The organism is Pseudarthrobacter sp. MOO13 (genome assembly GCF_058267655.1).
On record NZ_CM177848.1, the window covers coordinates 2,942,307 to 2,963,883 of the forward strand.

17 protein-coding genes are annotated in these 21,577 nt (G+C 65.0%); 14 read left to right on the plus strand and 3 right to left on the minus strand.

Going from position 1 to position 21,577, the window contains the following annotated elements:
• Positions 1-84 precede the first annotated feature (84 nt).
• From AC4EEO_RS13455 to AC4EEO_RS13470, 4 genes are all read left to right on the plus strand, one after another.
• Positions 85-1,275, plus strand: coding sequence for an ROK family transcriptional regulator (locus tag AC4EEO_RS13455; RefSeq protein WP_018761950.1), 1,191 nt, complete (start codon positions 85-87; stop codon positions 1,273-1,275).
• Between the two features lie 131 nt (positions 1,276-1,406).
• Complete coding sequence (gene mmsA, locus AC4EEO_RS13460) at positions 1,407-2,966, plus strand: multiple monosaccharide ABC transporter ATP-binding protein (RefSeq protein WP_018761951.1); 1,560 nt, start codon at positions 1,407-1,409, stop codon at positions 2,964-2,966.
• A gap of 45 nt (positions 2,967-3,011) precedes the next feature.
• Positions 3,012-4,295: a multiple monosaccharide ABC transporter permease gene (gene mmsB, locus AC4EEO_RS13465; protein ID WP_018761952.1), complete on the plus strand. Its 1,284-nt coding sequence runs from the start codon at positions 3,012-3,014 to the stop codon at positions 4,293-4,295.
• 49 nt (positions 4,296-4,344) lie between these two features.
• Positions 4,345-5,439 (plus strand): substrate-binding domain-containing protein, encoded by a 1,095-nt coding sequence (locus tag AC4EEO_RS13470; protein WP_043424015.1) that lies wholly within the window; start codon positions 4,345-4,347, stop codon positions 5,437-5,439.
• Between the two features lie 78 nt (positions 5,440-5,517).
• On the opposite strand, the gene AC4EEO_RS13475 is transcribed toward AC4EEO_RS13470, so the two are convergent.
• Positions 5,518-6,903 carry a pectate lyase family protein gene (locus tag AC4EEO_RS13475; protein WP_018761954.1) on the minus strand — a complete coding sequence of 462 codons (1,386 nt, stop codon included), beginning with the start codon at positions 6,901-6,903 and terminating at the stop codon, positions 5,518-5,520.
• A gap of 352 nt (positions 6,904-7,255) precedes the next feature.
• Here AC4EEO_RS13475 and AC4EEO_RS13480 point away from each other — a divergent pair, with 352 nt between their 5' ends.
• From AC4EEO_RS13480 to AC4EEO_RS13510, 7 genes are all read left to right on the plus strand, one after another.
• Positions 7,256-8,692 (plus strand): ABC transporter permease, encoded by a 1,437-nt coding sequence (locus AC4EEO_RS13480; RefSeq protein WP_491339020.1) that lies wholly within the window; start codon positions 7,256-7,258, stop codon positions 8,690-8,692.
• 2 nt (positions 8,693-8,694) lie between these two features.
• On the plus strand, positions 8,695-9,402 hold the full coding sequence (locus tag AC4EEO_RS13485) for an ABC transporter ATP-binding protein (protein WP_018761956.1): 708 nt from the start codon (positions 8,695-8,697) through the stop codon (positions 9,400-9,402).
• A gap of 119 nt (positions 9,403-9,521) precedes the next feature.
• Complete coding sequence (locus AC4EEO_RS13490) at positions 9,522-10,592, plus strand: Gfo/Idh/MocA family protein (protein WP_018761957.1); 1,071 nt, start codon at positions 9,522-9,524, stop codon at positions 10,590-10,592.
• Positions 10,593-10,862: 270 nt separating this feature from the next.
• Positions 10,863-11,669, plus strand: coding sequence for a hypothetical protein (locus tag AC4EEO_RS13495; protein ID WP_491339021.1), 807 nt, complete (start codon positions 10,863-10,865; stop codon positions 11,667-11,669).
• A gap of 91 nt (positions 11,670-11,760) precedes the next feature.
• Positions 11,761-12,573 (plus strand): hypothetical protein, encoded by an 813-nt coding sequence (locus tag AC4EEO_RS13500; protein ID WP_491339022.1) that lies wholly within the window; start codon positions 11,761-11,763, stop codon positions 12,571-12,573.
• 272 nt (positions 12,574-12,845) lie between these two features.
• Positions 12,846-14,042, plus strand: a complete 1,197-nt coding sequence (locus AC4EEO_RS13505) for a serine/threonine-protein kinase (RefSeq protein WP_285320127.1) — start codon at positions 12,846-12,848, stop codon at positions 14,040-14,042.
• The gene (locus AC4EEO_RS13510) at positions 14,039-14,533 is read left to right on the plus strand and encodes a hypothetical protein (RefSeq protein WP_491339023.1); all 495 of its coding nucleotides are present in this window, start codon (positions 14,039-14,041) and stop codon (positions 14,531-14,533) included. The genes AC4EEO_RS13505 and AC4EEO_RS13510 overlap by 4 nt, the downstream gene beginning before the upstream one ends.
• An 88-nt stretch (positions 14,534-14,621) precedes the next feature.
• Here the strand turns inward: AC4EEO_RS13510 and AC4EEO_RS13515 are convergent, their stop codons facing one another.
• A complete protein-coding gene (locus tag AC4EEO_RS13515) occupies positions 14,622-16,841 on the minus strand; it encodes an NADP-dependent isocitrate dehydrogenase (RefSeq protein ID WP_491339024.1) in 2,220 nt (739 codons plus the stop codon).
• Positions 16,842-17,166: 325 nt separating this feature from the next.
• On the opposite strand from AC4EEO_RS13515, the gene AC4EEO_RS13520 reads away from it, so the two are divergent.
• A complete protein-coding gene (locus AC4EEO_RS13520) occupies positions 17,167-18,129 on the plus strand; it encodes a trypsin-like serine peptidase (protein ID WP_018761962.1) in 963 nt (320 codons plus the stop codon).
• The gene (locus tag AC4EEO_RS13525; protein ID WP_018761963.1) at positions 18,113-18,286 is read left to right on the plus strand and encodes a hypothetical protein; all 174 of its coding nucleotides are present in this window, start codon (positions 18,113-18,115) and stop codon (positions 18,284-18,286) included. Before AC4EEO_RS13520 ends, AC4EEO_RS13525 begins: the two co-directional genes overlap by 17 nt.
• 109 nt (positions 18,287-18,395) lie before the next feature.
• Here AC4EEO_RS13525 and purH read toward each other — a convergent pair whose 3' ends face one another.
• Entirely contained in the window at positions 18,396-20,081 is a 1,686-nt protein-coding gene (gene purH, locus AC4EEO_RS13530; RefSeq protein ID WP_018761964.1) for a bifunctional phosphoribosylaminoimidazolecarboxamide formyltransferase/IMP cyclohydrolase, read from the minus strand.
• Between the two features lie 143 nt (positions 20,082-20,224).
• On the opposite strand from purH, the gene AC4EEO_RS13535 reads away from it, so the two are divergent.
• Positions 20,225-21,577, plus strand: coding sequence for an MFS transporter (locus tag AC4EEO_RS13535; protein WP_491339025.1), 1,353 nt, complete (start codon positions 20,225-20,227; stop codon positions 21,575-21,577).

Here is a 21,577-nt window from a genome sequence, read left to right on the forward strand (position 1 = left end):
GTCAGACGCGTTTACCGGACACCCGTCCGACGTTATGCGTTAACTTCTTGACTACAAGAGGAACGATAGGGCAATCTTCTTAGCATGTCCGCAACCACGCGCTCAACGAGGAGCAAGCCCAAGAATCCCGGCTCGCAGTCAGCCCTGCGGCAGCTGAACCAGCAGCGGATCATTGAGGCCCTTATGGGGGGTCCGTCCACGCAGGCGGAGCTCGCCCGGCAGACGGGGCTTTCTACTGCCACCGTCTCGAACATCGTCAAAATCATGCTGGACTCCGGCTTGGCCTCCACCGAACCGATTACCAGTTCCGGCCGCCGGGCATTGAACGTGCGGCTCAACAGCAATGGCGCCGTTGCGGTCGGCATCGACTTCGGCCGCCGGCACCTGCGGGTGGTCTTGGCCTCCCTCAGCTACCACGTCATTGCAGAAGAGTCGGTGATGCTTCCGCTGGGCCACCAGGCGGACGACGGCATCCAGGCGGCGGTGGTGCTGCTGGAGAAACTGCTCCGGGAAAGCGGGGTGGAACGGAGCTACATGGTGGGCGCCGGCGTCGGAATTCCAGGCCCGATCGACCGGCGGACCGGCACCGTCGCGCAGGGGGCAATCCTTCCCGAATGGGTGGGCATCAACATCCTCCAGCATCTTGAGGAAACCTTGAGAATCCCCGTGTTTGTGGACAATGACGCGAATCTGGGCGCATGGTCAGAAGTGACCTGGGGGCAGCATTCGGGGGTCAGCAACCTGCTGTTCCTGAAGATCGGTTCCGGTATCGGCGCCGGCCTGATCCTCAACGGAGCGCCGTACTACGGCAACGTGGGAATCACCGGCGAAATCGGCCATGCCACCATCCACGAGCAAGGGCTGGTGTGCCGGTGCGGGAACCGCGGATGCCTGGAAACCATCGCGTCCACCACCACCATGATCGAGCTCCTGAGCCGCGGCGAGGACCGGCCGTTGACGCCCGCCGACATCGTCAGGAAAGCCTTAAACCGGGACTCGGCAACCCTCCGCGTGGTGGACGACGCAGGCCTGGCGGTGGGGCGTGCCCTGGGCAACGTGGCCAATCTGATCAACCCCGAAGTCATCGTGGTGGGCGGGCCGCTGGCAGGCCTGGGCGACATCCTGCTGGACCCTATCCGCAGGGGGCTGATCCGGCACGCCGTGCCGGTGATCGGCGAAACAACCACCTTGGCCATGTCCTCGCTGGGCGACCGCGCCGAGGCCCTGGGGGCGGCGGCTTTGGTGTTCCAGCATGCAGGTATCCGACGCTCGTAGACCATTTCGTTATCCGGCAATTGCGTTAAAGACTTGACGACAACAGCTGTGATCCAGTTTACTTTTGGTTCAGACGGCCCTGCGCTTTGCCGGCCGGACAAAGAAGTCATTGCATTGGAGGGTTAGGGCTCATGACGTCCCAGACCACGCATACGGATCCGATCATCCTTGAGATGCGGTCCATCACCAAGGAATTCCCCGGCGTTAAAGCCTTGTCGAACGTGAGCCTCCGGGTCAGGGCCGGCGAAATCCACGCCATCTGCGGCGAAAACGGCGCCGGCAAGTCCACCCTCATGAAGGTCCTCTCGGGCGTCTACCCCTACGGCAGCTACGACGGTGACATCGTGTACCAGGGCCAGGTCCAGCAGTTCAAGGACATCAGGGCCAGCGAGCATGCCGGAATCGTCATCATCCACCAGGAACTGGCGCTGATCCCCGAGCTGTCCATCATGGAGAACATCTTCCTGGGCAACGAACCCACCAAGCGGGGCGTCATCGACTGGGCCGAGGCCCGGCTGCGGTCGCTGGACCTGCTGGCGCGGGTAGGCCTCCGGGATGACCCGGACACCCCCATCAAGGAAATCGGCGTCGGCAAGCAGCAACTGGTGGAAATCGCCAAGGCGCTGAACAAGTCCGTGAAGATCCTGATCCTGGACGAGCCCACTGCAGCCCTTAATGAATCCGACTCCCAGCATCTGCTGGATTTGATGCTGGGCCTGAAGGCGAAGGGCATCACGTCGATCATCATTTCGCACAAGCTCAACGAGATTGAGCAGGTGGCCGATTCGATCACCATCATCCGCGACGGCAAGTCAATCGAGACGCTGGACGTCAAGAAGGACGGCGTGGACGAGGACCGGATCATCAAGGGCATGGTGGGCCGGACACTGGAATCCCGGTTCCCGGACCACACACCCAAGATCGGCGAGGTGTTCTTCGAGGTCAAGGACTGGACTGTTGGCCACCCGGCCATCCAGGACCGCCTGGTCTGCAAGGGCTCGAACTTCTTTGTCCGCCGTGGCGAAATCGTCGGCTTCGCCGGGCTCATGGGTGCCGGGCGCACCGAACTGGCCCGCTCGGTCTTCGGCCGGTCCTACGGCCGCTTCATCGACGGCCACATCTACAAGGATGGCAAGGAAGTCGTCCTCAAGAACGTCCGGCAGGCCATCGACGCCGGACTGGGCTACGTCACCGAGGACCGCAAGTCGCTGGGCCTGAACCTCCTGGATGACATCAAGACGACCACCGTGGCGGCTAACCTGCGCAAGATCAGCCACAACTTCGTGGTGGACGCCAACCAGGAATTCACGGTTGCGGAGCAGTACCGCAAGTCGCTGCGGACCAAGACGCCCTCCGTCGAGGAAGGTGTCGCCAAGCTCTCCGGCGGCAACCAGCAGAAGGTGGTCCTCGCCAAGTGGATGTTCACGGACCCCGACCTGCTGATCCTCGACGAGCCGACGCGCGGCATCGACGTCGGCGCCAAGTATGAGATCTACGGCATCATCCAGCAGCTCGCCAACCAGGGCAAGGGCGTCATTGTTATTTCCTCGGAGCTGCCCGAGCTCCTGGGCCTGTCCGACCGCATCTACACCATCTTCGAAGGCGCCATCACCGGTGTCCTGACCAAAGACGAGGCCAGCCAGGAAAGCCTGATGAAACTGATGACCTCCGCTACCCGAAAAGCCGCCTGACCTTCTGGCAATCCCCAGAACCTTCCGGACACAAGGACTGACACCATGAACGCCCTCAAAAAGCTGTTTGGCGGCAACACCCGCCAATTCGGCATGATCTTCGCCCTGGTTGCGCTGATCATTTTCTTCCAGATCTTCACCGACGGCCGCACCCTCACTCCCGGCAACGTCATCAACCTCTTCAACGGCAACTCCTACATCCTGATCCTGGCGATCGGCATGGTCCTGGTGATTATCGCCGGCCACATCGATCTTTCCGTCGGTTCGGTCGCGGCGTTTGTCGGGGTCAGCGTCGCCCTGGCCATCCGCGACTGGGGAATCCCCTGGTATGCGGGCGTGCTCCTGGGCTTGCTGCTCGGAGCCCTGATCGGAGCCTGGCAAGGCCTGTGGACAGCGTATGTGGGCATTCCGGCCTTCATCGTCACCCTGGCAGGCATGCTCCTGTTCCGCGGCTTCAACCAGTTCGTAGGCAAGTCCAACACCATTCCCGTCCCGGAAGACTTCCAGTACCTCGGCTCCGGCTACCTCCCCGAGGTAGGACCGGACACCGGGTTCAACAACCTGACACTCCTGATGGGCATCGCCGTTGCGGTCTTCGTCGTCGTAGGTGAACTCCGGGCCCGGGCACGGGCCAAGGCGCTGGGCGCCGGCGTCCCCGAAATGTGGGTGACCGTGGTGAAGCTGGTGCTGATCTGCGCCGCCATCCTCTACGCCACGTACCTGTTCGCCACGGGCCGGCCCGGCACGTCCTTCCCCATCCCCGGCCTGATCCTGGCCGTCCTGGTCCTGATCTACGGCTTCATCTCCTCGCGCACCGTCGTTGGCCGCCACGTCTACGCTGTCGGTGGCAACCGCCACGCAGCCGAACTGTCCGGCGTCCAGTCCAAGAAGGTCAACTTCCTGGTCATGATGAACATGTCCATCCTGGCCGGGCTGGCCGGCATGATCTTCGTGGGCCGCTCCACCGCGTCCGGCCCCTTTGACGGCGTCGGCTGGGAACTGGACGCCATCGCCGCTGTCTTCATCGGCGGCGCGGCAGTGACAGGCGGCGTGGGCACCGTGGTCGGCTCCATCATCGGTGGCCTGGTCATGGCCGTGCTCAACAACGGCCTGCAGCTCCTGGGCGTCGGCGCCGACCTCACCCAGATCATCAAGGGCCTGGTCCTCCTGATCGCCGTCGCCTTCGACGTCTACAACAAGTCCCAGGGCAAGCGGTCCATCATCGGCATGCTGACCCGGAACATGAACCGCAACACCGCCGGCCCCAGCGGCCCCATCCAGCCTGACGAAACAACCTCCACCAAGGAAGCGATCGCCAGGGAAGCCTGAAGTTTGCAGCCTGAATACTGTTCCATCACACAAAGAAAGAGAACCAACAATGCGAATGTTTGGTAAAGCAGGGAAGGCCGCAGCGGTTGCTGCCATCGCAGCACTGGCGCTGACGGGCTGTGGACGCTCGGAACCCTCCGGTGGTTCCAGCAGCGGTGCCGCGGGATTCGACCAGAACTCCTCCATCGGCGTCGCGCTTCCGCAGAAGACCAGTGAGAACTGGGTCCTGGCCGAGAAGCTGTTTAACGACGGCCTGAACGGCGCAGGGTTCAAGGCTGACGTCCAGTTCGCCAACGGCGGCGTTTCCGAGCAGCAGAACCAGATCAGCGCCATGGTCACCAAGGGTGCCAAGGTCATCATCGTGGGCGCCATCGACGGCTCCCAGCTGGGTACCCAGCTCAAGCAGGCAAAGGACGCAGGCGCCACCATCATCGCCTACGACCGCCTCCTGCTGAACACCGCCAACGTGGACTACTACGTGGCGTATGACAACTTCAAGGTCGGCGTTCTCCAGGGCCAGGCCCTGCTGGACGGCCTCAAGGCCAAGAAGCCGTCCGGTCCCTACAACATCGAACTGTTCGCGGGTTCACCGGACGATGCCAACGCCAAGGTGTTCTTCGACGGCGCCATGAGCGTCCTGAAGCCCAAGATCGACGACGGCACCCTCAAGGTTGTCTCCGGACAGGCCAGCTTCGAGCAGGCCGTAACCCAGGGCTGGAAGGCTGAGAACGCCCAGCGCCGCATGGACACCCTGCTCAGCGGCAGCTACAGCAGCGCCAACGTTGACGGCGTCCTGTCCCCCAACGACACCCTGGCCCGCGCGATCCTGACCTCCGTCAAGGCCGCAGGCAAGCCGATCCCGGTGGTCACCGGCCAGGACTCCGAGGTTGAGTCGGTCAAGTCCATCCTCGCCGGCGAGCAGTACTCCACCATCAACAAGGACACCCGCAAGCTCGTTGAGCACGCAATCACCATGGTCAAGGACCTGCAGGCCGGCAAGAAGCCTGAGGTCAACGACGACAAGTCCTACAACAACGGCAACAAGGTTGTACCCGCCTACCTGCTGGAGCCGGTCATCGTGACCTCCGCCAACGTGAAGACGGCCTACACGGACGACCCCGTACTCGGCCCGATCACCAAGTAGCACCCGTGCAACAGCCGGCGTAAAACCGGCTACAGGAAAGCCCGGTCCCTTCGTGGGGCCGGGCTTTCCTGCGTCTGCCTAGCGCTGGACCCGGAGCACTCCCGGACCGGTGAACTGCAGCGCGTGGTTCTTCACGGCCGCAGGGGTGGTAAACGCCTTGTAGGCGTAGGCGTCGGCGGGGTTCCAGCCCACATCCGTGGTGAAGTCCCAACCGGTCCAGTCCGGGGCAATAGTTCCGGTCTCTTCTGCTTCGGCAAGGGCTTGCGCACGATGTTGGTCGAAGGAGGCACGGGCTATGGCATTCAGGTCTGCTTCGGCCCCGTTGAACCAGGACCCGGTATCGCTGAAGCGGTTGCCGTTGTAGCTGCTGACCATGACGCTCTGGTCAGCCCCGGGACCGGTGTATTCGAACGCATTTCGCTCTGAAAAGATTCGTGATTCATATCCGGCGCCGAGGAAGTAGCTGTGGCCGCCCTGCCCTTCGCTGATCATGGGGTACTCGGGATCATCCGTGCTGCCAACGAAGTAGTTGTTCACCACATGGACCTCGCCGAAGCGTACGCGCGGTCCGCGCTGCTGGATGTTCTCGAAGAGGTTTCCGATATATGTGACACGAAGCTTCCCGCCGTCCTTGTCCACGTGCTCATCACCCGATCCCAGGAGCATGGTCTTGTCGTGGTCGGACAGGCTGCTGTTCGAAACGGTGACGAAATCGGTGCCGTCCTTAAGGTCCAGCAGTCCATCGTGCCGGTTGGCAGGCTTGTTCCGGAAGCCCATCGGCGCCTCGCTGTCGGGGAACCTGCCGTCGGACAGGTGGACGTGATCTATCCACACGTGGTTGGACGTCACTGAAGAGACAGCATCAAAGCGCGCGTTCCAGGCTCCGTCGCCGTCGTCGGGAGACCATGTGGTGAAGAAATCCACGGGCGCTTCAATGCTGAGGTTTCGAATGACCACGTTCGAGGCGCTAAGGATCACGATGTTGGCACCCACGAAGCCAGCGCCGCCATCCACCCCAACGAGGGTGGTGTTGCTGGGGATGCTGACCTCGATCTGCCGCTTCATGTTGTTGCTGCCCGTCTGGCGCAGTTGGCGCTGCTTTTTGCAGTAATCGAAGGCCTGGTCGCTCCACTCCTTGCCCTCCGGCCCGAAGCAGGACATGTACTTGGTGATGTCGTATCCGGGCGCGTAATCCTGTTCCCCGAGGATGCGGCCGTCCGGTGCCTGGTTGCCGTCGATGGTGCCGCTGACATAAACCACCTTCGGCGCCGTGGGCTCACCATGGTTGGCCAGCGCAGCCTTCAGCCCGGCAAGTGTGCTCACCTCATAGGTGTTTGCGGCAGGTGCGCCGGCGCCGCCATTGGTACCGCTTCCGACGGCGGCCCAGCCAGTGGGTGCCGCATCATCAGCACGGATGATGCCGCCGCCAGCTGGCGCCGGGGTGGCCGGGGCGGGAGCTGCCACAGCAATTCCGACGGCCAGCGCGCAGAGGACGGAAGTGGAGAACGCAGCGACACGCGGCAGACACCGCTGCGCTAAGGGGAAGGGTCGAAGCATTTTCAGGGACGTCATTGGCCTGGTTTCCGGCATGCCAAATAGAACCACATGCCTTGGTACGTCGTGCATCGGATGGGTTACGACTCGAGTCAGAAAACGCTTTCTGAGGAGATTCTTAATATTTAGTACTTCTGTGACAAAGCTGTCAATAGCACTTCACAGCACAAACACAGCTTTGGCCGGATTCCTGCACAGCATGCCCGGGGAAGGTTGATTCGAAGCCGGCTCTCCGCGCCGGCACCTGAGTCCTAGGAGTAACGTGAGCGTCCTTGCCCGAAGCGTAGGCAATGCCTTCAGAAACAAGGTCCGCACCGCAGCTGTTGTCGCGGTGCTGGCCGTCGCCATTGGACTGGCTCTGGCCATGCTGGTGGCCAACCAAGCGGTCGGAGCGAAAGTGCAGGAGCTCAACGCCTCCGTGGGCACGGTGCTGACCGTAAACCCCGCCGGTGGGCAAGGCTTCGAAGGCGGCGGAGAGCCGCTCACCGCCGACCAGGCAGCTGCCGCCGCTGCCGTGCCCAACGTCAGTGCCGTCGTCGGGACCTCATCGCTCCGCCTCCGCAATGCCGCTGAAGCCGCAGCGCAGGCAGCCGCTGGCCAGACAGGCCAGGCGGGTCCCGGGGGCGGGCAGGGCGGCCCCGGCGGCCAGTCGGCAACCACCTTGACCACCAGCCTGACCGCTGCGGTGGACGCCGGAACGCTGGGCAACCGTAACCAGCAGGCCAACGGAACCACCGGTTCCACCGGGGGCACCCAGGCCGTCAGGTCCCTGCCCATCACTGCCACGGGGATCGGCGCAGAGGTGGACACCACGGGCAAAGCCTTGAACATCACGCAGGGCTCCGGACTCGGAAACTACTCAGCCGCTTCGACCAGCGCGCTGCTCGGCACCACACTGGCTGAGAAGAACAACCTCACGATCGGTTCCACCTTCACCATCAATGACCAGGCCTACACAGTGGCGGGACTGTTCGATGCAGGCACCGCGTTCGGCAACAACGCCGTATACGTGACACTGCCTACTGCCCAGACCTTGGCCGGGACGCAAAATGAGCTGTCCAGCATGATTGTCACGGTCAACTCGATGGACAATGTGGCCTCCACCAAGACAGCGCTGCAATCGGCTCTCGGCACCGACAAGGCTGACGTCACCCAAGGCCAGAACCTGCAGACGGCGGTCAGCTCCCTGGACAGCGTCAAGAACATTTCCTTGATCGCGTTCATCGCCGCCCTTGGCACGGCAGGCCTGATCATCCTGCTCATTATGGTCATGCTGGTCCGCGAGCGCCGCCGCGAGATCGGCGTACTGAAGGCTATCGGGGCACCCAACCGCACCATCGGACTGCAGTTCGTGCTGGAAGCACTGGTCCTCGCCGCACTGAGCAGCGCGGTGGGAGCCGGTATCGCATCATTCGCCAGCGGCGGCATTGCCTCTGCCCTGATCAGCAGCAACACCACCACGACGGCGGCCACAACCACCGGCCGCGGATTCCCGGGCGGGGCCGGTGGCTTCCCCGGTGGCCAGGGCGGTCCCCTGGGTGGCGCCTCCCAGCTGTTGAACTCCGTGACCGCGAGCGCATCGCCGGGAGTCATCGCCGGTGGCATTGCGGCCGTCTTCGGCGTCGCCATCGTCGGCGCCCTGGTTCCCGCGCTGCTCACGGCGCGTATCCGTCCCGTCGAAGTCCTGCGAGGAGAATAGCCATGATTGAAGTCAAGAACCTGATCCGTACTTTCAACTCCGGTGACCGCACCATCAAGCCGGTCAACGATGTCAGCTTCGCCTTGGAGCAAGGAACCCTTGCCTCGATTGTTGGCAAGAGCGGCAGTGGCAAGAGCACCCTCTTGTCCCTCCTGGGCGCGCTTGACAAGCCCACCAGCGGTGACGTGCTGGTCAACGGGGTCAGCCTCGCCAGGATGCCCGACGCAAAGCTGACCGAGTACCGTCGGCGCGATATCGGTTTCGTTTTCCAGCAGTTCAACCTGATCCCCAACTTATCGGCAGTGGACAACGTCATGCTGCCCATGGAGTTCGCCGGCATGCGCAAGGCAGCCCGGCTGCAGCGGGCAAAGGAGTTGCTGGAGCAGGTCCAGCTGGACCCTTCCAAGCATGAGCGGCGCATCAACCGGCTCTCCGGTGGCGAGCAGCAGCGCGTGGCCATTGCCCGGGCACTGGCCAACGAACCCAAGCTCATCCTGGCCGACGAGCCCACCGGGAACCTGGACGAGCAAACCGGCGACCACATCATCGAGCTCCTCAGTTCGCTGAGCCGGGACCACAACACCACCATCCTGGTGGTCACGCACGACCGCGCCTTGGCCAACAAGACCGACCGCCGTTTCCGGCTCCAGCAGGGCAAGTTGACGGAGGAACCCGTCCGCGGCCGGGCCGCCGTCGCCGCTTCTGCCTGAGGCGTCCGGGGCTCGAGGCGGGGCACCGCGCCCCGCCTTGGGCCCGTTGTGCTGGTGCCGTCCTCCCCCGTGGCGGCGCACTCCCCCACCCCGCAGCGCGCTGTGACAGGATGGCAGTTATGACTGCTCCCATCGCCACGCCATGGCTGACCGGCCAGCCTGACCAGGACCCCCGCTCCGCCACCGGAACGCCCCTGCGCTGGGGAATCATCGCAACAGGCAGCATTGCCCGCGCCGTCTCACAAGATCTTGCGTTGCTTCAGGACGCCAGGCTGTACGCGGTCAGTTCCCGGGCCCAGGACTCTGCGGACGCGTTTGCTGTCGCCTACGACTTTGAGAAAGCCTACGGGGACGACGACGGCGTGCCCGGCTACCAACGGCTCCTCGCCGATGACGCCGTGGACATCGTCTACGTCGCAACGCCGCATGCGCAGCACCACGAGATTGTCCTCGCCGCCCTCAACGCCGGCAAGCACGTGCTGTGCGAAAAAGCCTTCACCATCAACGCCCGGGAAGCGGCCGAACTCATCGACGTCGCCCGCAAACACAAGCTCTTCCTGATGGAGGCGGTCTGGAGCCGGTTCCTGCCGTCAATGCAGCGGGCTTTCGAAATTGCCGCATCGGGTGAACTGGGCGACATCCACTGGATCAGCGCCGACCTCGGCTTTCCTGCACCGTACTCCCCCACCGCCCGGCTCTGGGCGCGCGAAGACGGCGGGGGTGCGCTGCTGGATCTGTCGGTTTATCCGCTTCTCTGGGCCTTGGGGACCCTCGGTTTTCCGCAGACCGTGAGCGCCACCGGATTCGTGAACGACGACGGCGTGGACGCCCAGAACGCGATGACCCTCGGCTACAGCCACGCGGCCCAGGTCCAGCTCACCTCATCGCTGCTGGCGCATGGGCCCCGTACCGCCACCGTTGCCGGAAGCCTGGGGTTCCTGCAGAGCGTTGGGTCGATCAACAGTCCGCGCGAACTCATCATCGCCAACGGGTGGGAGAACCGCCGGACGGAAACGTTCGACGTCGTCGGGAAGGGCTACACCTACGAGCTGCGCGAAGTGATGAGGTGCGTTCAACAGGGGCTCACGGAGAGCCCGGTGATGCCGCTGGAGGATTCACTGAACACCATGCGGCTGTTCGACGGCGTTCGCGCGCAGCTGGGCGTCACCTACCCGAACGACAACCGCTAGGGCTTGGGGCGGAGTTCCCAGATTGTTTGCGCCAACCCCTAGACTTCCCGGAATGCCCGGTCCTACCCTGTAGGCAGCATCGATTGCGCCGGTCACTGGGGGGTGGTACGCATGGCTCGAAGGAGTTCGCCATGGTGTGCCCTGCGCCCTGCGCTCCTCGCCGGAGCGGCCGCAGTCTTGTGGCTGACGCTGTCGTCAGCCACAGCGTCGGCGGATTCCGGTCCTGGCTCCCCGCCCCTGCTCGGCAACGTGACCGGCTCCGTTTCAGCAATGACCCACGATCTTGCGAATCCGGCGTCCCCAGTGGCCCCTCCGGCCGGACCTGCTGCAGCACCCGGACTGGTGCAGACGGTGGCACCGCCGGTATCCGAGGCTGGGTACACCACCATTTCCACGGTTCCCGTGGTGGACCAGCTTGGTCCGGCGGGAAGCGTTTCCGCTGGCTCCGCTGCAGTTGGTGGCATGGCCGACCAGATAGCGGCCGGGGTGGCGGAGGTTGTTGCGGCCCCTGCAGCCGAGGCCGTCCCGGCACTTGAACCCGCACTCCAACCGGTTGCTGATCTTCTGACCCGTGCCACCGCAACACCGCTTCCGCTTCCCGTTCCGACCGTCGACGCCGTGCTGGCAGATCTGCCTTCCGTGGTTGCTCCTGTTCCCGCAGCTGGGCCCGAGGCCTTGGAAGCGCTTCCGGATGTACCGGGAATGCTCCCGGAAGCGGATCAGGGAGCAGGGGCGTTGCCCACGGCGCCGGCCGGCAGCAGCAGCGCTGGCTTTGTGACGGTACGCAGCGCAGCCTTGGCGAACACGTCTGCCCCGCAGGCTGGCATGTCTGTCCCTGCTGGGCCCGCTTCAGGACAGCCCCTTCCCGTCGATCCGGCACCGCTGCCTGCCCAGGTTCCTGCCGCACCGGCATCCGGCACGGGCAGCGGTGCATCATCCGGCGGTGCAGCCGGTGCCGCAGCATGGCTGAGCCCTGCCTACTTTGGCTTTGAACGTCCCGGCGCTGTTCCCGCCGGTGAGACCTTCGAGCACGCCCCTGCGCCGGTGTCATTCGACCCCGGTTCTTCCCCTGACTAGTTGAGGCCGCCTGCCCTCTAACGGGCAGCACGTGGCTTTACGGGCAGCTGATCAGCGCCCGAACAACATCAACCATTCAGGAGTCACCATCATGAACTGCACCCTTCGCAGGGGGCTGCTTTGCACCCTCTTTGCCGGCGGCCTTCTGGCCTTTGGCTGCGCTGCCGCCAACGCGGCGGACACAACCAGCGGGACGGATCTTTCCGCGTCCGCCCTGATCTCGGCGGCGCCCGCTGACTCGACGTCGTTGGGCCTGCCGGGTGGCCCAACGCCGTCCAGCTCAACGGGCGTCGCCGCTGCAGTGGATGTCAACCTCGGTCTCGGCACCAACGGCACCGGGACCACAGACGGCACAACCGCCGACCTCGGCGCAACCGTAAACCTCGGCACCGCCACCACCCCCGCAACCGGCACCACCGACCTCGCAGCCGCAGCCGACGTCAACCTCGGCCTCGGCACCAACGGCACCGGGACCACGGACGGCACAACCGCCGACCTCGGCGCAACCGTAAACCTCGGCACCGCCACCACCCCCGAAACCGGCACCACCGACCTCGCAGCCGCAGCCGACGTCAACGTCGGCCTCGGCACCAACGGCACCGGGACTACAGACGGCACCGCCGGAGACGCCGGAACAGCTGATCCGGGAACAAGCACCCCCGGCGCAAGCAATGCTGCCTCCGGCGACGTCCCGGCGTCCGCAGGCTCCAGGGCCGTCAGCGGAGCCATCGCACCTGTCACTGTCCCGCTCAGCAACCCCGCGCAGGGACGTTCCGCCCCCGCCACCACGGGAACCGCGAACACCGGCCTCGCCAAGACCGGCTGGGATGGATCCTTGGCGCCTCTGGCACTGCTGCTCCTGGTGGCAGGACTTCTGGTGCTCCGGAAACGCAAGGTCTCCTAGGGGTTCGTTTTTCAATAGGCAGCGCCCGCGCGGAGGCGCCTGAAAGGGCTGCCTCGCGCGGGCCGGCGAGAGGAGGACATCCACCCGGAACAAACCTGAGCACAACACAAAACATGTCATCAGCACACATGTCCTTGTAGCCAATGGTCCGGCGGAAATGCTTCAACACACCGCCGGACCGTTGGCATGCACACCGCCAAATCTGTGGTTTAACCGCGCCCCTCGTATAATTTGGGGTACGACAGTGCCGCAGCGCACCGGGAGGAACGGTCATGGTGGCGGAATCGCCTAGCTCCATCAAGAATGAAGTGGTCGGCGGACGTTACCGTTTGAGCGAAGTAATCGGCCGCGGCGGAATGTCATCGGTGTACTGCGCCCGCGACGAAAACCTCGGCCGCGACGTCGCCTTGAAACTCTTCGCTCCGCAGGCCCCGGACGCGGACGAGCTCAAGCGCCAGGAAGCCGAGATCCAGCTCCTTGCCACGCTCAACCATCCCGGCCTGGTCACACTCTTCGACGCCGGGATTGATGACCGGATCCCGGACGAACCCCGGCCCTTCCTGACCATGGAGCTCGTCGACGGACAAGACCTCCGCAGCCGCATCCGGCACAGCCGGGTGCCCCTGGAAGAATTGTCCGTCATCGGTGCCGGCATCGCCGATGCCCTGGCCTACGTCCACGGCCTGGGCATCATCCACCGCGACATTAAACCCGGCAACATCCTGCTGGTCCAGATCCGTCCCGGCGAGCCGCTGCGCCCGAAACTCACGGACTTCGGCATCGCCAGGATCGTGGATTCCACCAGGCTCACTGCCACCGGGACCATGGTGGGCACCGCCGCCTACCTCAGCCCCGAGCAGGCACTCGGCAAGCCCCTGTCCCCCGCGACCGACATTTACTCGCTGGGGCTGGTGTTGCTCGAGTGCATTAAGGGCACCGTGGAGTATCCCGGCAGTGCGGTGGAATCGGCTGTGGCGCGGCTGCACCGCGCCCCTGAAATTCCCGACGACGTGCCCTCCGAATGGGCTGAGCTCATCCGCTCCATGACGTCCATCGAGCCGCTTGAACGGCCAACGGCTGCCGACATCGAGACCTCGTTGCGCCAGGCCCTCGTCTCGCCCGCCTCCACCCCCGGGGAACTGGCTGCGGAGACCACCCGGGTGCTGCCCGCCATGCCCTTCCACCCGCCGTCCATCACTGCCGAAGAATCGATGGATGAGCTGCGGGAAGCGGCTGCCCCTGGGAGCGCGCGGCGCCCTGTAAAGAAGAGCGCCTCTTCGCTGCGCCGGTTCCTGTGGAGCAAGCGAATCTGGCTGGCCGTGGTCCTCGGCGTACTGGTGGTTGCCGCTGCTGCGGCAGCGGTGATGATCAGCGTCTCCGCCCGGCCCGCCGACGTCGTCCCTTATCCCACGGTCACAGGCACCTTGGGTGACCATCTGAAGGAACTCCAAAAGAGCGTGGCCCCGTGACGTTGCACCCGACCACAATGGCGAGGTTTGCCCTGGCCGGCACCGCGGCGCTGCTTGTGTCCGGTTTCCTGGGCGCGTGTGCCTCGCCCGGTTCCGGCCTGCAGCGGGAGGCCGCCACACAGTTCCAGGCGCGGGTACTTGAGGTTACCCAGGCGGCCTCGCAGGACGATCCTGTCTCGGCCCTGAAGGCGCTGGACGGGCTTGAATCCGACCTCTCGGCGGCAACGGCGAAGGGCCAGGTCTCCGAGGAGCGGAGCCGCAGCATCACCACGGTCGCCAGCGCCGTCAGGGCAGACCTCAACGAGGCCGTTGCCGCCCAGCAGGCTGCCGCCAAGGCCGCCGAGGACGCGCGGACAGCAGCACAGCAAGCGGCGCAGAGCGCGTCCGCCACGGCGGATGCGCCCGTGCCCCAGCCTGCCCCCGCCCAAGGTAGTTCCGGCAGCGGCGGCGCAAAGAACAGCGGCGGCGACAAGGGCAAGGGCAAGAACTGACCTGCACCCATCCGCCGACATGCAAAGGGGCGGTGCCCCGGAATCATCCGGAGCACCGCCCCTTTCATTGCTGCCGAAGCCGCGGCGGCTAGGCCAGGCTGGCGATGACCTTGTTGAGGGTGGCGGAAGGACGCATCACGGCGGAGGCCTTGGCGTCATCCGGGCGGTAGTATCCTCCGATGTCTACTGGCGAGCCCTGGACTTCAGCCAGCTCGCCAACGATCGTTTCCTCGTTGGAAGAAAGCTCGTTGGCGACCGAGCTGAACGCGGCGGCAAGGTCGGCGTCGGACGTCTGCTTGGCCAGCTCCTCAGCCCAGTAACGGGCCAGGAAGTAGTGGCTGCCGCGGTTGTCCAACTCGCCGGCGCGGCGGCTGGGCGACTTGTTCTCGAGCAGGAACGTGCCGGTGGCGCGGTCCAGGGTGTCTGCGAGGACCTGGGCGCGGGCGTTGCCGGTGGTGGTGGCCAGGTGCTCGAAGCTGACGGCAAGGGCCAGGAACTCACCCAGGCTGTCCCAGCGAAGGTGGTTTTCCTTGAGCAGCTGCTGGACGTGCTTGGGGGCGGAACCGCCGGCGCCGGTCTCGAAGAGGCCGCCACCGTTCATCAGCGGCACAACCGAGAGCATCTTGGCGCTGGTGCCCAGTTCCAGGATGGGGAACAGGTCCGTGAGGTAGTCGCGGAGCACGTTGCCGGTGACGGAGATGGTGTCCTCGCCCTTGCGGATCCGCTCCAAGGTGAAGGCGATGGCCTTGACCGGGGACATGATCTGGATGTCCAGGCCCTCGGTGTCGTGGTCCTTCAGGTATTCGTTGACCTTGGCGATGAGGTTGGCGTCGTGGGCACGCTCCTCATCCAGCCAGAACACGGCGGGGGTCTGCGAGGCGCGGGCGCGGGTGACAGCCAGCTTGACCCAGTCGCGGATGGGGGCGTCCTTGGTCTGGCAGGCGCGCCAGATGTCACCGGGGACGACGTCGTGTTCGATCAGGACGTTGCCGTTGCCGTCAACGATCTGCACCGTACCGGCTTCCTGGATTTCGAACGTCTTGTCATGGCTGCCGTACTCTTCGGCGGCCTGGGCCATCAGGCCAACGTTCGGGACGGTGCCCATGGTGGTGGGGTCGTAGGCGCCGTTGGCGCGGCAGTCCTCGATGACCACCTGGTAGATGCCGGCGTAGGAGCTGTCCGGCAGGACGGCCAGGGTGTCGGCTTCCTTGCCGTCCGGGCCCCACATGTGGCCGGAGGTGCGGATCATGGCCGGCATGGAGGCGTCGACAATGATGTCGGAGGGCACGTTGAGGCTGGTGATGCCCTTGTCGGAGTCCACCATGGCCAGCGCGGGGCCATCTTCCAGGCCCTTCTTGATCAGGTTCTGGACGCCGTCGCGGACATCCGCCGGCAGGTCCTCGAGGCTGCTCAGGATGGCGGCGAGGCCGTTGTTGGGGCTGATGCCGGCGGCGGAAAGCTGCTTGCCGTAGGTCTCGAAAAGTTCGGAGAAGTAGGCCTTCACCACGTGGCCGAAGATGATGGGGTCCGAGACCTTCATCATGGTGGCCTTCAGGTGCGCGGAGAACAGCACGCCCTCTTCCTTGGCACGGGCCACCTGGGCCTTGAGGAACTCGTCAAGGGCGGCGGCGCGCATCACGGTGCCGTCGATGACCTCGCCGGCCAGGACGGGGAAGGCCTTCTTCAGGACCTTGACCGAGCCGTCCTCACGGACCAGCTGGATGGCGATGGTGCCGTCGGCCTCGATGACCACGGACTTCTCGTTGGAGCGGAAGTCGTCCTGGCCCATGGTGGCCACGTTGGTCTTGGAGTCTGCGGTCCAGGCGCCCATGGAGTGCGGGTTCTGCCGGGCGTAGTTCTTGACGGACAGCGGTGCACGGCGGTCCGAGTTGCCTTCGCGCAGGACGGGGTTCACGGCGGAGCCCTTGATCTTGTCATAGCGGGAGCGGATGGCGGTCTCTTCGTCCGAGGTGGGGTTGTCCGGGTAATCCGGCAGTGCATAGCCCTGGCCCTGCAGCTCGGCGATGGCCGCCTTCAGCTGCGGGATGGAGGCGCTGATGTTGGGCAGCTTGATGATGTTGGCTTCCGGCGTCTTCGCCAGCTCACCAAGTTCAGCAAGGGCGTCACCGATCTGCTGTTCCGGGGTGAGGTAGTCACCGAACACGGCAATGATGCGGCCGGCGAGCGAGATGTCGCGGGTCTCCACCTCCACACCTGCAGTCGAAGCGAAGGCCTCGATGATGGGCAGGAACGAATAGGTAGCCAGCATCGGCGCTTCGTCGGTGTGGGTGTAGATAATCTTGGACATGCGCGGGCGTCTCCCTGAAGGTCGGCTTGGTTGTGAAATCTTTGTCTATTTCACCAAGTACAACTTACCCGAGGACGCCGGTTTGAACCTTAACGGGCCTCCCGGATTACCCCGGTGAGAGCAGCATTACAGCGATGGAGAACGCCCGACGACGGCACGCTTCCGGGTGCACCGCCGCCGTTGCCAGAGGTGGGGCGGTACCGGGCGGCCGCCCGGCTCGTGCCGCCTGATGATTGGTCACGAGTGTGTACAAACGCCGCGCGCGGCGATAAGTTCGCTAAGTCACTCCCGATCCCGGGCCCAACCCCGTTCAGACAGGACAACAATGACACGTACCAGGTCCCTGGCATCCGGCTTCCTGACCTTCTCCGCAGCCGCGGTGCTGGCACTTACGTCCGCCGGCGGGGCTTCCGCCACCCCCGCACCGTCCGACGGTACGTCGAATCCCTCGGTTGCCAGCATCTCAGTCGACGCCGGCGGAGCAGCTGACTACTGGACCCCCGAACGGATGCAAAGCGCCCTTCCAGGTGACACCCTTGCAGGGAAGGCGCTCGAGCGCGGCAACCGCTCCAGCCTCGCCGTGGTGGAGAAGGGCAAGCCCTCCACCACCAAGGGAACCAAGGGAAAGCCCACCATCGCCAAGAGTGAAAACCCCGTCGCCCACATCGGCAAGGTCTTCTTCACCATGGGCACAACCAACTACGTGTGCTCGGGCAACGCCGTCTCCTCCGCGAACGGCAGCACTGTGGCAACGGCCGGACACTGCGTTAACGAAAGTGGCGCCTACGCCACCAACTTCGTCTTCGTGCCCGCCTACGACAACGGCGCAGCCCCCTACGGCAAGTGGACCGCCAAGGCCCTCTACGCCCCCACCCAGTGGGTTTCAACCGGGGACATGACCTATGACACCGGCTTCGCGGTCATGAACCCCTTGAACGGCCAGAAGCTGACAGACGTCGTTGGCGGCTCGGGCACTGCCTTTAACCAGGCCCGCGGCCTGACCTACACGGCCTACGGCTACCCGCAGGCCTCACCGTTCGACGGCACGTCCCTGTGGAGCTGCACCGGCACGGCCAGCAACGATCCCAACAACCCGCAGTTCGGCACCCAGGGCATTCCGTGCGACATGACCGGCGGTTCCTCGGGCGGTCCGTGGTTCATCGGCATCGGGTCCGACGGGCTGCAGAACTCGATCAACAGTTACGGCTACAACGGCTCCGCCGTCATGTACGGCCCTTACTGGGGCTCGGTTATCGAGGCCACGTACACCAATGCAGCGAAATCCTAAAGAACCCGCACCGGACCAGGACCCCGTCAGCCATGTCGACCTTGAACAGTCCAGCGAGGAAGTCCTCGAATACTGGACCGAGGAGCGGATGGCTGAAGCCCGGCCCCGGGAGGTAAAACTTCCGGAACCCGGCCCCGGCCCGGCGGCCCGGCACTAACCGCACAACAGACGACGGCGCCCGTCCCCTTCTCAGGGGACGGGCGCCGTCGTCGGTTCAATCCGCCATCGATTGCTCCGTACCCGTGGGGAGCAATCGATGCAGCCGATCAGTGGAAGAAGTGCCGGGCTCCGGTGAAGTACATGGTGATGCCGGCCGCGTTGGCTGCCGCGATGACTTCCTCGTCGCGGACCGAGCCACCGGGCTGGACTACGGCGCGGACACCGGCGTCGATCAGGATCTGCAGGCCATCGGCGAACGGGAAGAACGCGTCCGAAGCCGCCACGGCACCGCGGGCGCGCTCAGGTGCGCCGCTCGCGTCCGCATTCGAGGCGCCGCCGGCGCCGTCGACGTCGGAGGCAACCTCCACGCCCAGCGTGTTGGCCCGCTCAACGGCCAGGCGACAGGAATCGAGCCGGTTCACCTGGCCCATGCCGATGCCCACGGCTGCGCCGTTGTCGGCAATCAGGATGGCGTTCGACTTCGCGGCCCGGCACGCGGTCCAGGCGAAGGCGAGGTCTGCGAGGGTCTTCTCATCCGCGGCCTCACCGGCGGCGAGGGTCCAGTTGGCGGGGTTGTCGCCGTCGGCGTCCACCTTGTCGCTGACCTGGACCAGCATGCCACCGGATACCTGGCGGAACTCCGTCGGATACCGGCCGTAGCCTTCGGGGAGGGCAAGCAGGCGGATGTTCTTCTTTTTGGACAGGATCTCCACGGCCTCGGGTTCAAAGCCGGGGGCGATGACGACCTCGGTGAAGATGTCCTTGACGGTGTTGGCCATGCCGGCGGTGACGGTGCGGTTGGCCGCGATGACGCCGCCGAATGCGGAGACGGGGTCGCAGGCGTGGGCCTTGGCGTGTGCGTCGGCGATGGGGTCGGCGGCGTCCGCGGAGCCGACGGCAACACCGCAGGGGTTGGCGTGCTTAATGATGGCGACGGCGGGTTCGCTGAAGTCGTAGGCGGCGCGCAGGGCGGCGTCGGCATCCACGAAGTTGTTGTAACTCATGGCTTTGCCGTGCAGCTGGTCCGCCTGGGCGATGCCCACCGGCGCAGCCTTGTCCACGTAGAGTGCCGCCTGCTGGTGCGGGTTCTCGCCGTAGCGCAGGACCTCCGAGCGTTCCAGGGAGAGGCCCGCGTAGGCAGGCCAGTCGATGACGCCGTCGCCGTCTTCATCCAGGAACTGGCTGGCGGTCCAGGTGGCCACTGCGTTGTCGTACGCGGCGGTGTGGGCGAACGCCTTGGCAGCGAGGCGGCGGCGGGTCTTCAGGTCGAAGCCGCCGGCGGCAGCGGCCTCAACCACCTGACCGTAGAAGGTCGGGTCCACCACAATGGCGACGGCGGCATGGTTCTTCGCGGCAGAGCGGACCATGGCGGGGCCCCCGATGTCGATCTGCTCAACGACATCGTCCTGCGCGGCACCGGACTTCACCGTCTCCACGAACGGGTAGAGGTTCACCACCACCAGGTCGAAAGCCTCAATGTCCATGCTTTCGAGCGTCTCCATGTGGGCGGGGACGCGGCGGTCGGCCAGGATGCCGCCGTGGACGCGGGGGTGCAGCGTCTTGACGCGTCCATCCAGCATTTCCGGGGAACCGGTGACTTCCTCAACCTCTTGCACGGGGATGCCGGCGGCGGCGATCTTCTTGGCCGTGGAACCGGTGGAGACGAGCTTCACGCCGGCCGCGTGCAGGCCCGTAGCGAGTTCCTCCAGACCGGTTTTGTCGTACACCGAGATGAGGGCCCGGCGGATGGGTACACGGTCAATGGATACGCGCTCATGCTGCGTGAAGCTCACAAATGTCTCCGTCTTATCTCGCGGAACAGGGCCGCGGTTGGTGGGGATACGGCCAGTTTATCGCGAAGGCAGCGGTTACCCCCTGTGTGCTCCGGAGTGTGAACGTCCGCGGGCCCGGATAGAGTCTTCACCAGGAGGCGGCGATGAATACTTACACCACTGTGCCCAGCGGCGAACAGGTGGTCCAGGAACTGCCCTGGCGATGGAAAGTCCAGGGCAGGATATTCCTGATCGGGGGCCTCGGCTTCATGTTCGACGCCTGGGATGTGACCCTTAACGGCATCCTCATCCCGCTGCTGTCCACGCACTGGGCCCTGACACCGGGCGAGGCCGCATGGGTGGGTACGGCCAACCTGATCGGGATGGCCCTCGGGGCGTTCGCCTGGGGAACCATTGCGGACACCGTGGGCCGCAAAAAGGCGTTCACGGCCACGCTGCTCCTGTTTTCCATCTTCACCGTACTTGGCGCTTTCTCACCCGACTTCATGTGGTTCTGCATCTTCAGGTTCCTGGCTGGTTTCGGACTGGGCGGCTGCATTCCGGTGGACTACGCCCTGGTGGGTGAGTTCACGCCGCGGAAGCAGCGCGGCAAGGTCCTGACGGCCATGGACGGCTGGTGGCCCATTGGCGCGGCCCTGGCCGGGTTCGTCTCGGCCGGCCTGGTGGCCCTGAACGGTGACTGGCGACTGACCATGCTGGTGATGGTGCTCCCGGCCCTGCTGGTGTTCTGGGTCCGGCGGAGCGTCCCCGAGTCCCCCTTGTTCCTGATCCGAAAGGGCCGGCGGGAAGAAGCGGCCAGGATTATTGACGGGCTGGTGGTGGCCACAGGCGCCGAAGCCCGGGCCTACAGCCTGCCCGATGCCAAGGATGCCCCGAGGCTTTCGGCCGGCAGCGCCTGGACCCAGCTGCGCTCTGTCTGGCAGTTCAACTGGAAAATCACCACCGCCGCCTGGGCCCTGTTCTTCAGCATCCTGCTGGTCTATTACCTGTCCCTGACCTGGATGCCCAGGATCCTGATCGGCGCCGGATTCGCCGAGTACAAGGCGTTCGTCACCACGGCGTCCATGGCCGCCGTCGGCTTCCTCGGCGTGGTGGCGGCAGCGCTGCTCGTGGAACGTGTGGGGCGCAAGTGGATCCTGGCCATCACCGGACCGCTGTCCGCCCTGACCCTGGTGATCGTGGCGTTCGTGGTGGACATTCCCACGGCCGCGGTGTTCTGGCTGCTGGTCTTCGGGTTCGTGGTGCAGGTGGCCATCCCGGTGCTCTATGCGTACGTCTCCGAGCTCTACCCCACGGAACTGCGGGGCAGCGGCTTTGGCTGGGCATCAACGTTTTCCCGCCTGGGCGCCGGCTTTGGGCCGCTGATCTTCGCCAACTACTTTTGGCCGGAACTGGGCCTCGCCACGTCCTTTGCGCTGGCGGGTGCCCTGGTGCTGCTGTCGGTGCTGTGGATGGCTTTCTTCTCCCCGGAAACCCGGAAGCGCCGCCTCCAATAG

Excerpts from the sequence above, each read along its gene's own strand:
- AC4EEO_RS13455 (WP_018761950.1), top strand. The coding sequence starts at position 85 with ATGTCCGCAACCACGCGCTCAACGAGGAGCAAGCCCAAGAATCCCGGC.
- AC4EEO_RS13505 (WP_285320127.1), top strand. The coding sequence starts at position 12,846 with ATGGTGGCGGAATCGCCTAGCTCCATCAAGAATGAAGTGGTCGGCGGA.
- mmsA (WP_018761951.1), top strand. The coding sequence starts at position 1,407 with ATGACGTCCCAGACCACGCATACGGATCCGATCATCCTTGAGATGCGG.
- AC4EEO_RS13535 (WP_491339025.1), top strand. The coding sequence starts at position 20,225 with ATGAATACTTACACCACTGTGCCCAGCGGCGAACAGGTGGTCCAGGAA.
- AC4EEO_RS13520 (WP_018761962.1), top strand. The coding sequence starts at position 17,167 with ATGACACGTACCAGGTCCCTGGCATCCGGCTTCCTGACCTTCTCCGCA.
- AC4EEO_RS13495 (WP_491339021.1), top strand. The coding sequence starts at position 10,863 with ATGACCCACGATCTTGCGAATCCGGCGTCCCCAGTGGCCCCTCCGGCC.
- AC4EEO_RS13500 (WP_491339022.1), top strand. The coding sequence starts at position 11,761 with ATGAACTGCACCCTTCGCAGGGGGCTGCTTTGCACCCTCTTTGCCGGC.
- AC4EEO_RS13490 (WP_018761957.1), top strand. The coding sequence starts at position 9,522 with ATGACTGCTCCCATCGCCACGCCATGGCTGACCGGCCAGCCTGACCAG.
- AC4EEO_RS13485 (WP_018761956.1), top strand. The coding sequence starts at position 8,695 with ATGATTGAAGTCAAGAACCTGATCCGTACTTTCAACTCCGGTGACCGC.
- AC4EEO_RS13525 (WP_018761963.1), top strand. The coding sequence starts at position 18,113 with ATGCAGCGAAATCCTAAAGAACCCGCACCGGACCAGGACCCCGTCAGC.
- AC4EEO_RS13470 (WP_043424015.1), top strand. The coding sequence starts at position 4,345 with ATGCGAATGTTTGGTAAAGCAGGGAAGGCCGCAGCGGTTGCTGCCATC.
- AC4EEO_RS13515 (WP_491339024.1), bottom strand. The coding sequence starts at position 16,841 with ATGTCCAAGATTATCTACACCCACACCGACGAAGCGCCGATGCTGGCT.
- mmsB (WP_018761952.1), top strand. The coding sequence starts at position 3,012 with ATGAACGCCCTCAAAAAGCTGTTTGGCGGCAACACCCGCCAATTCGGC.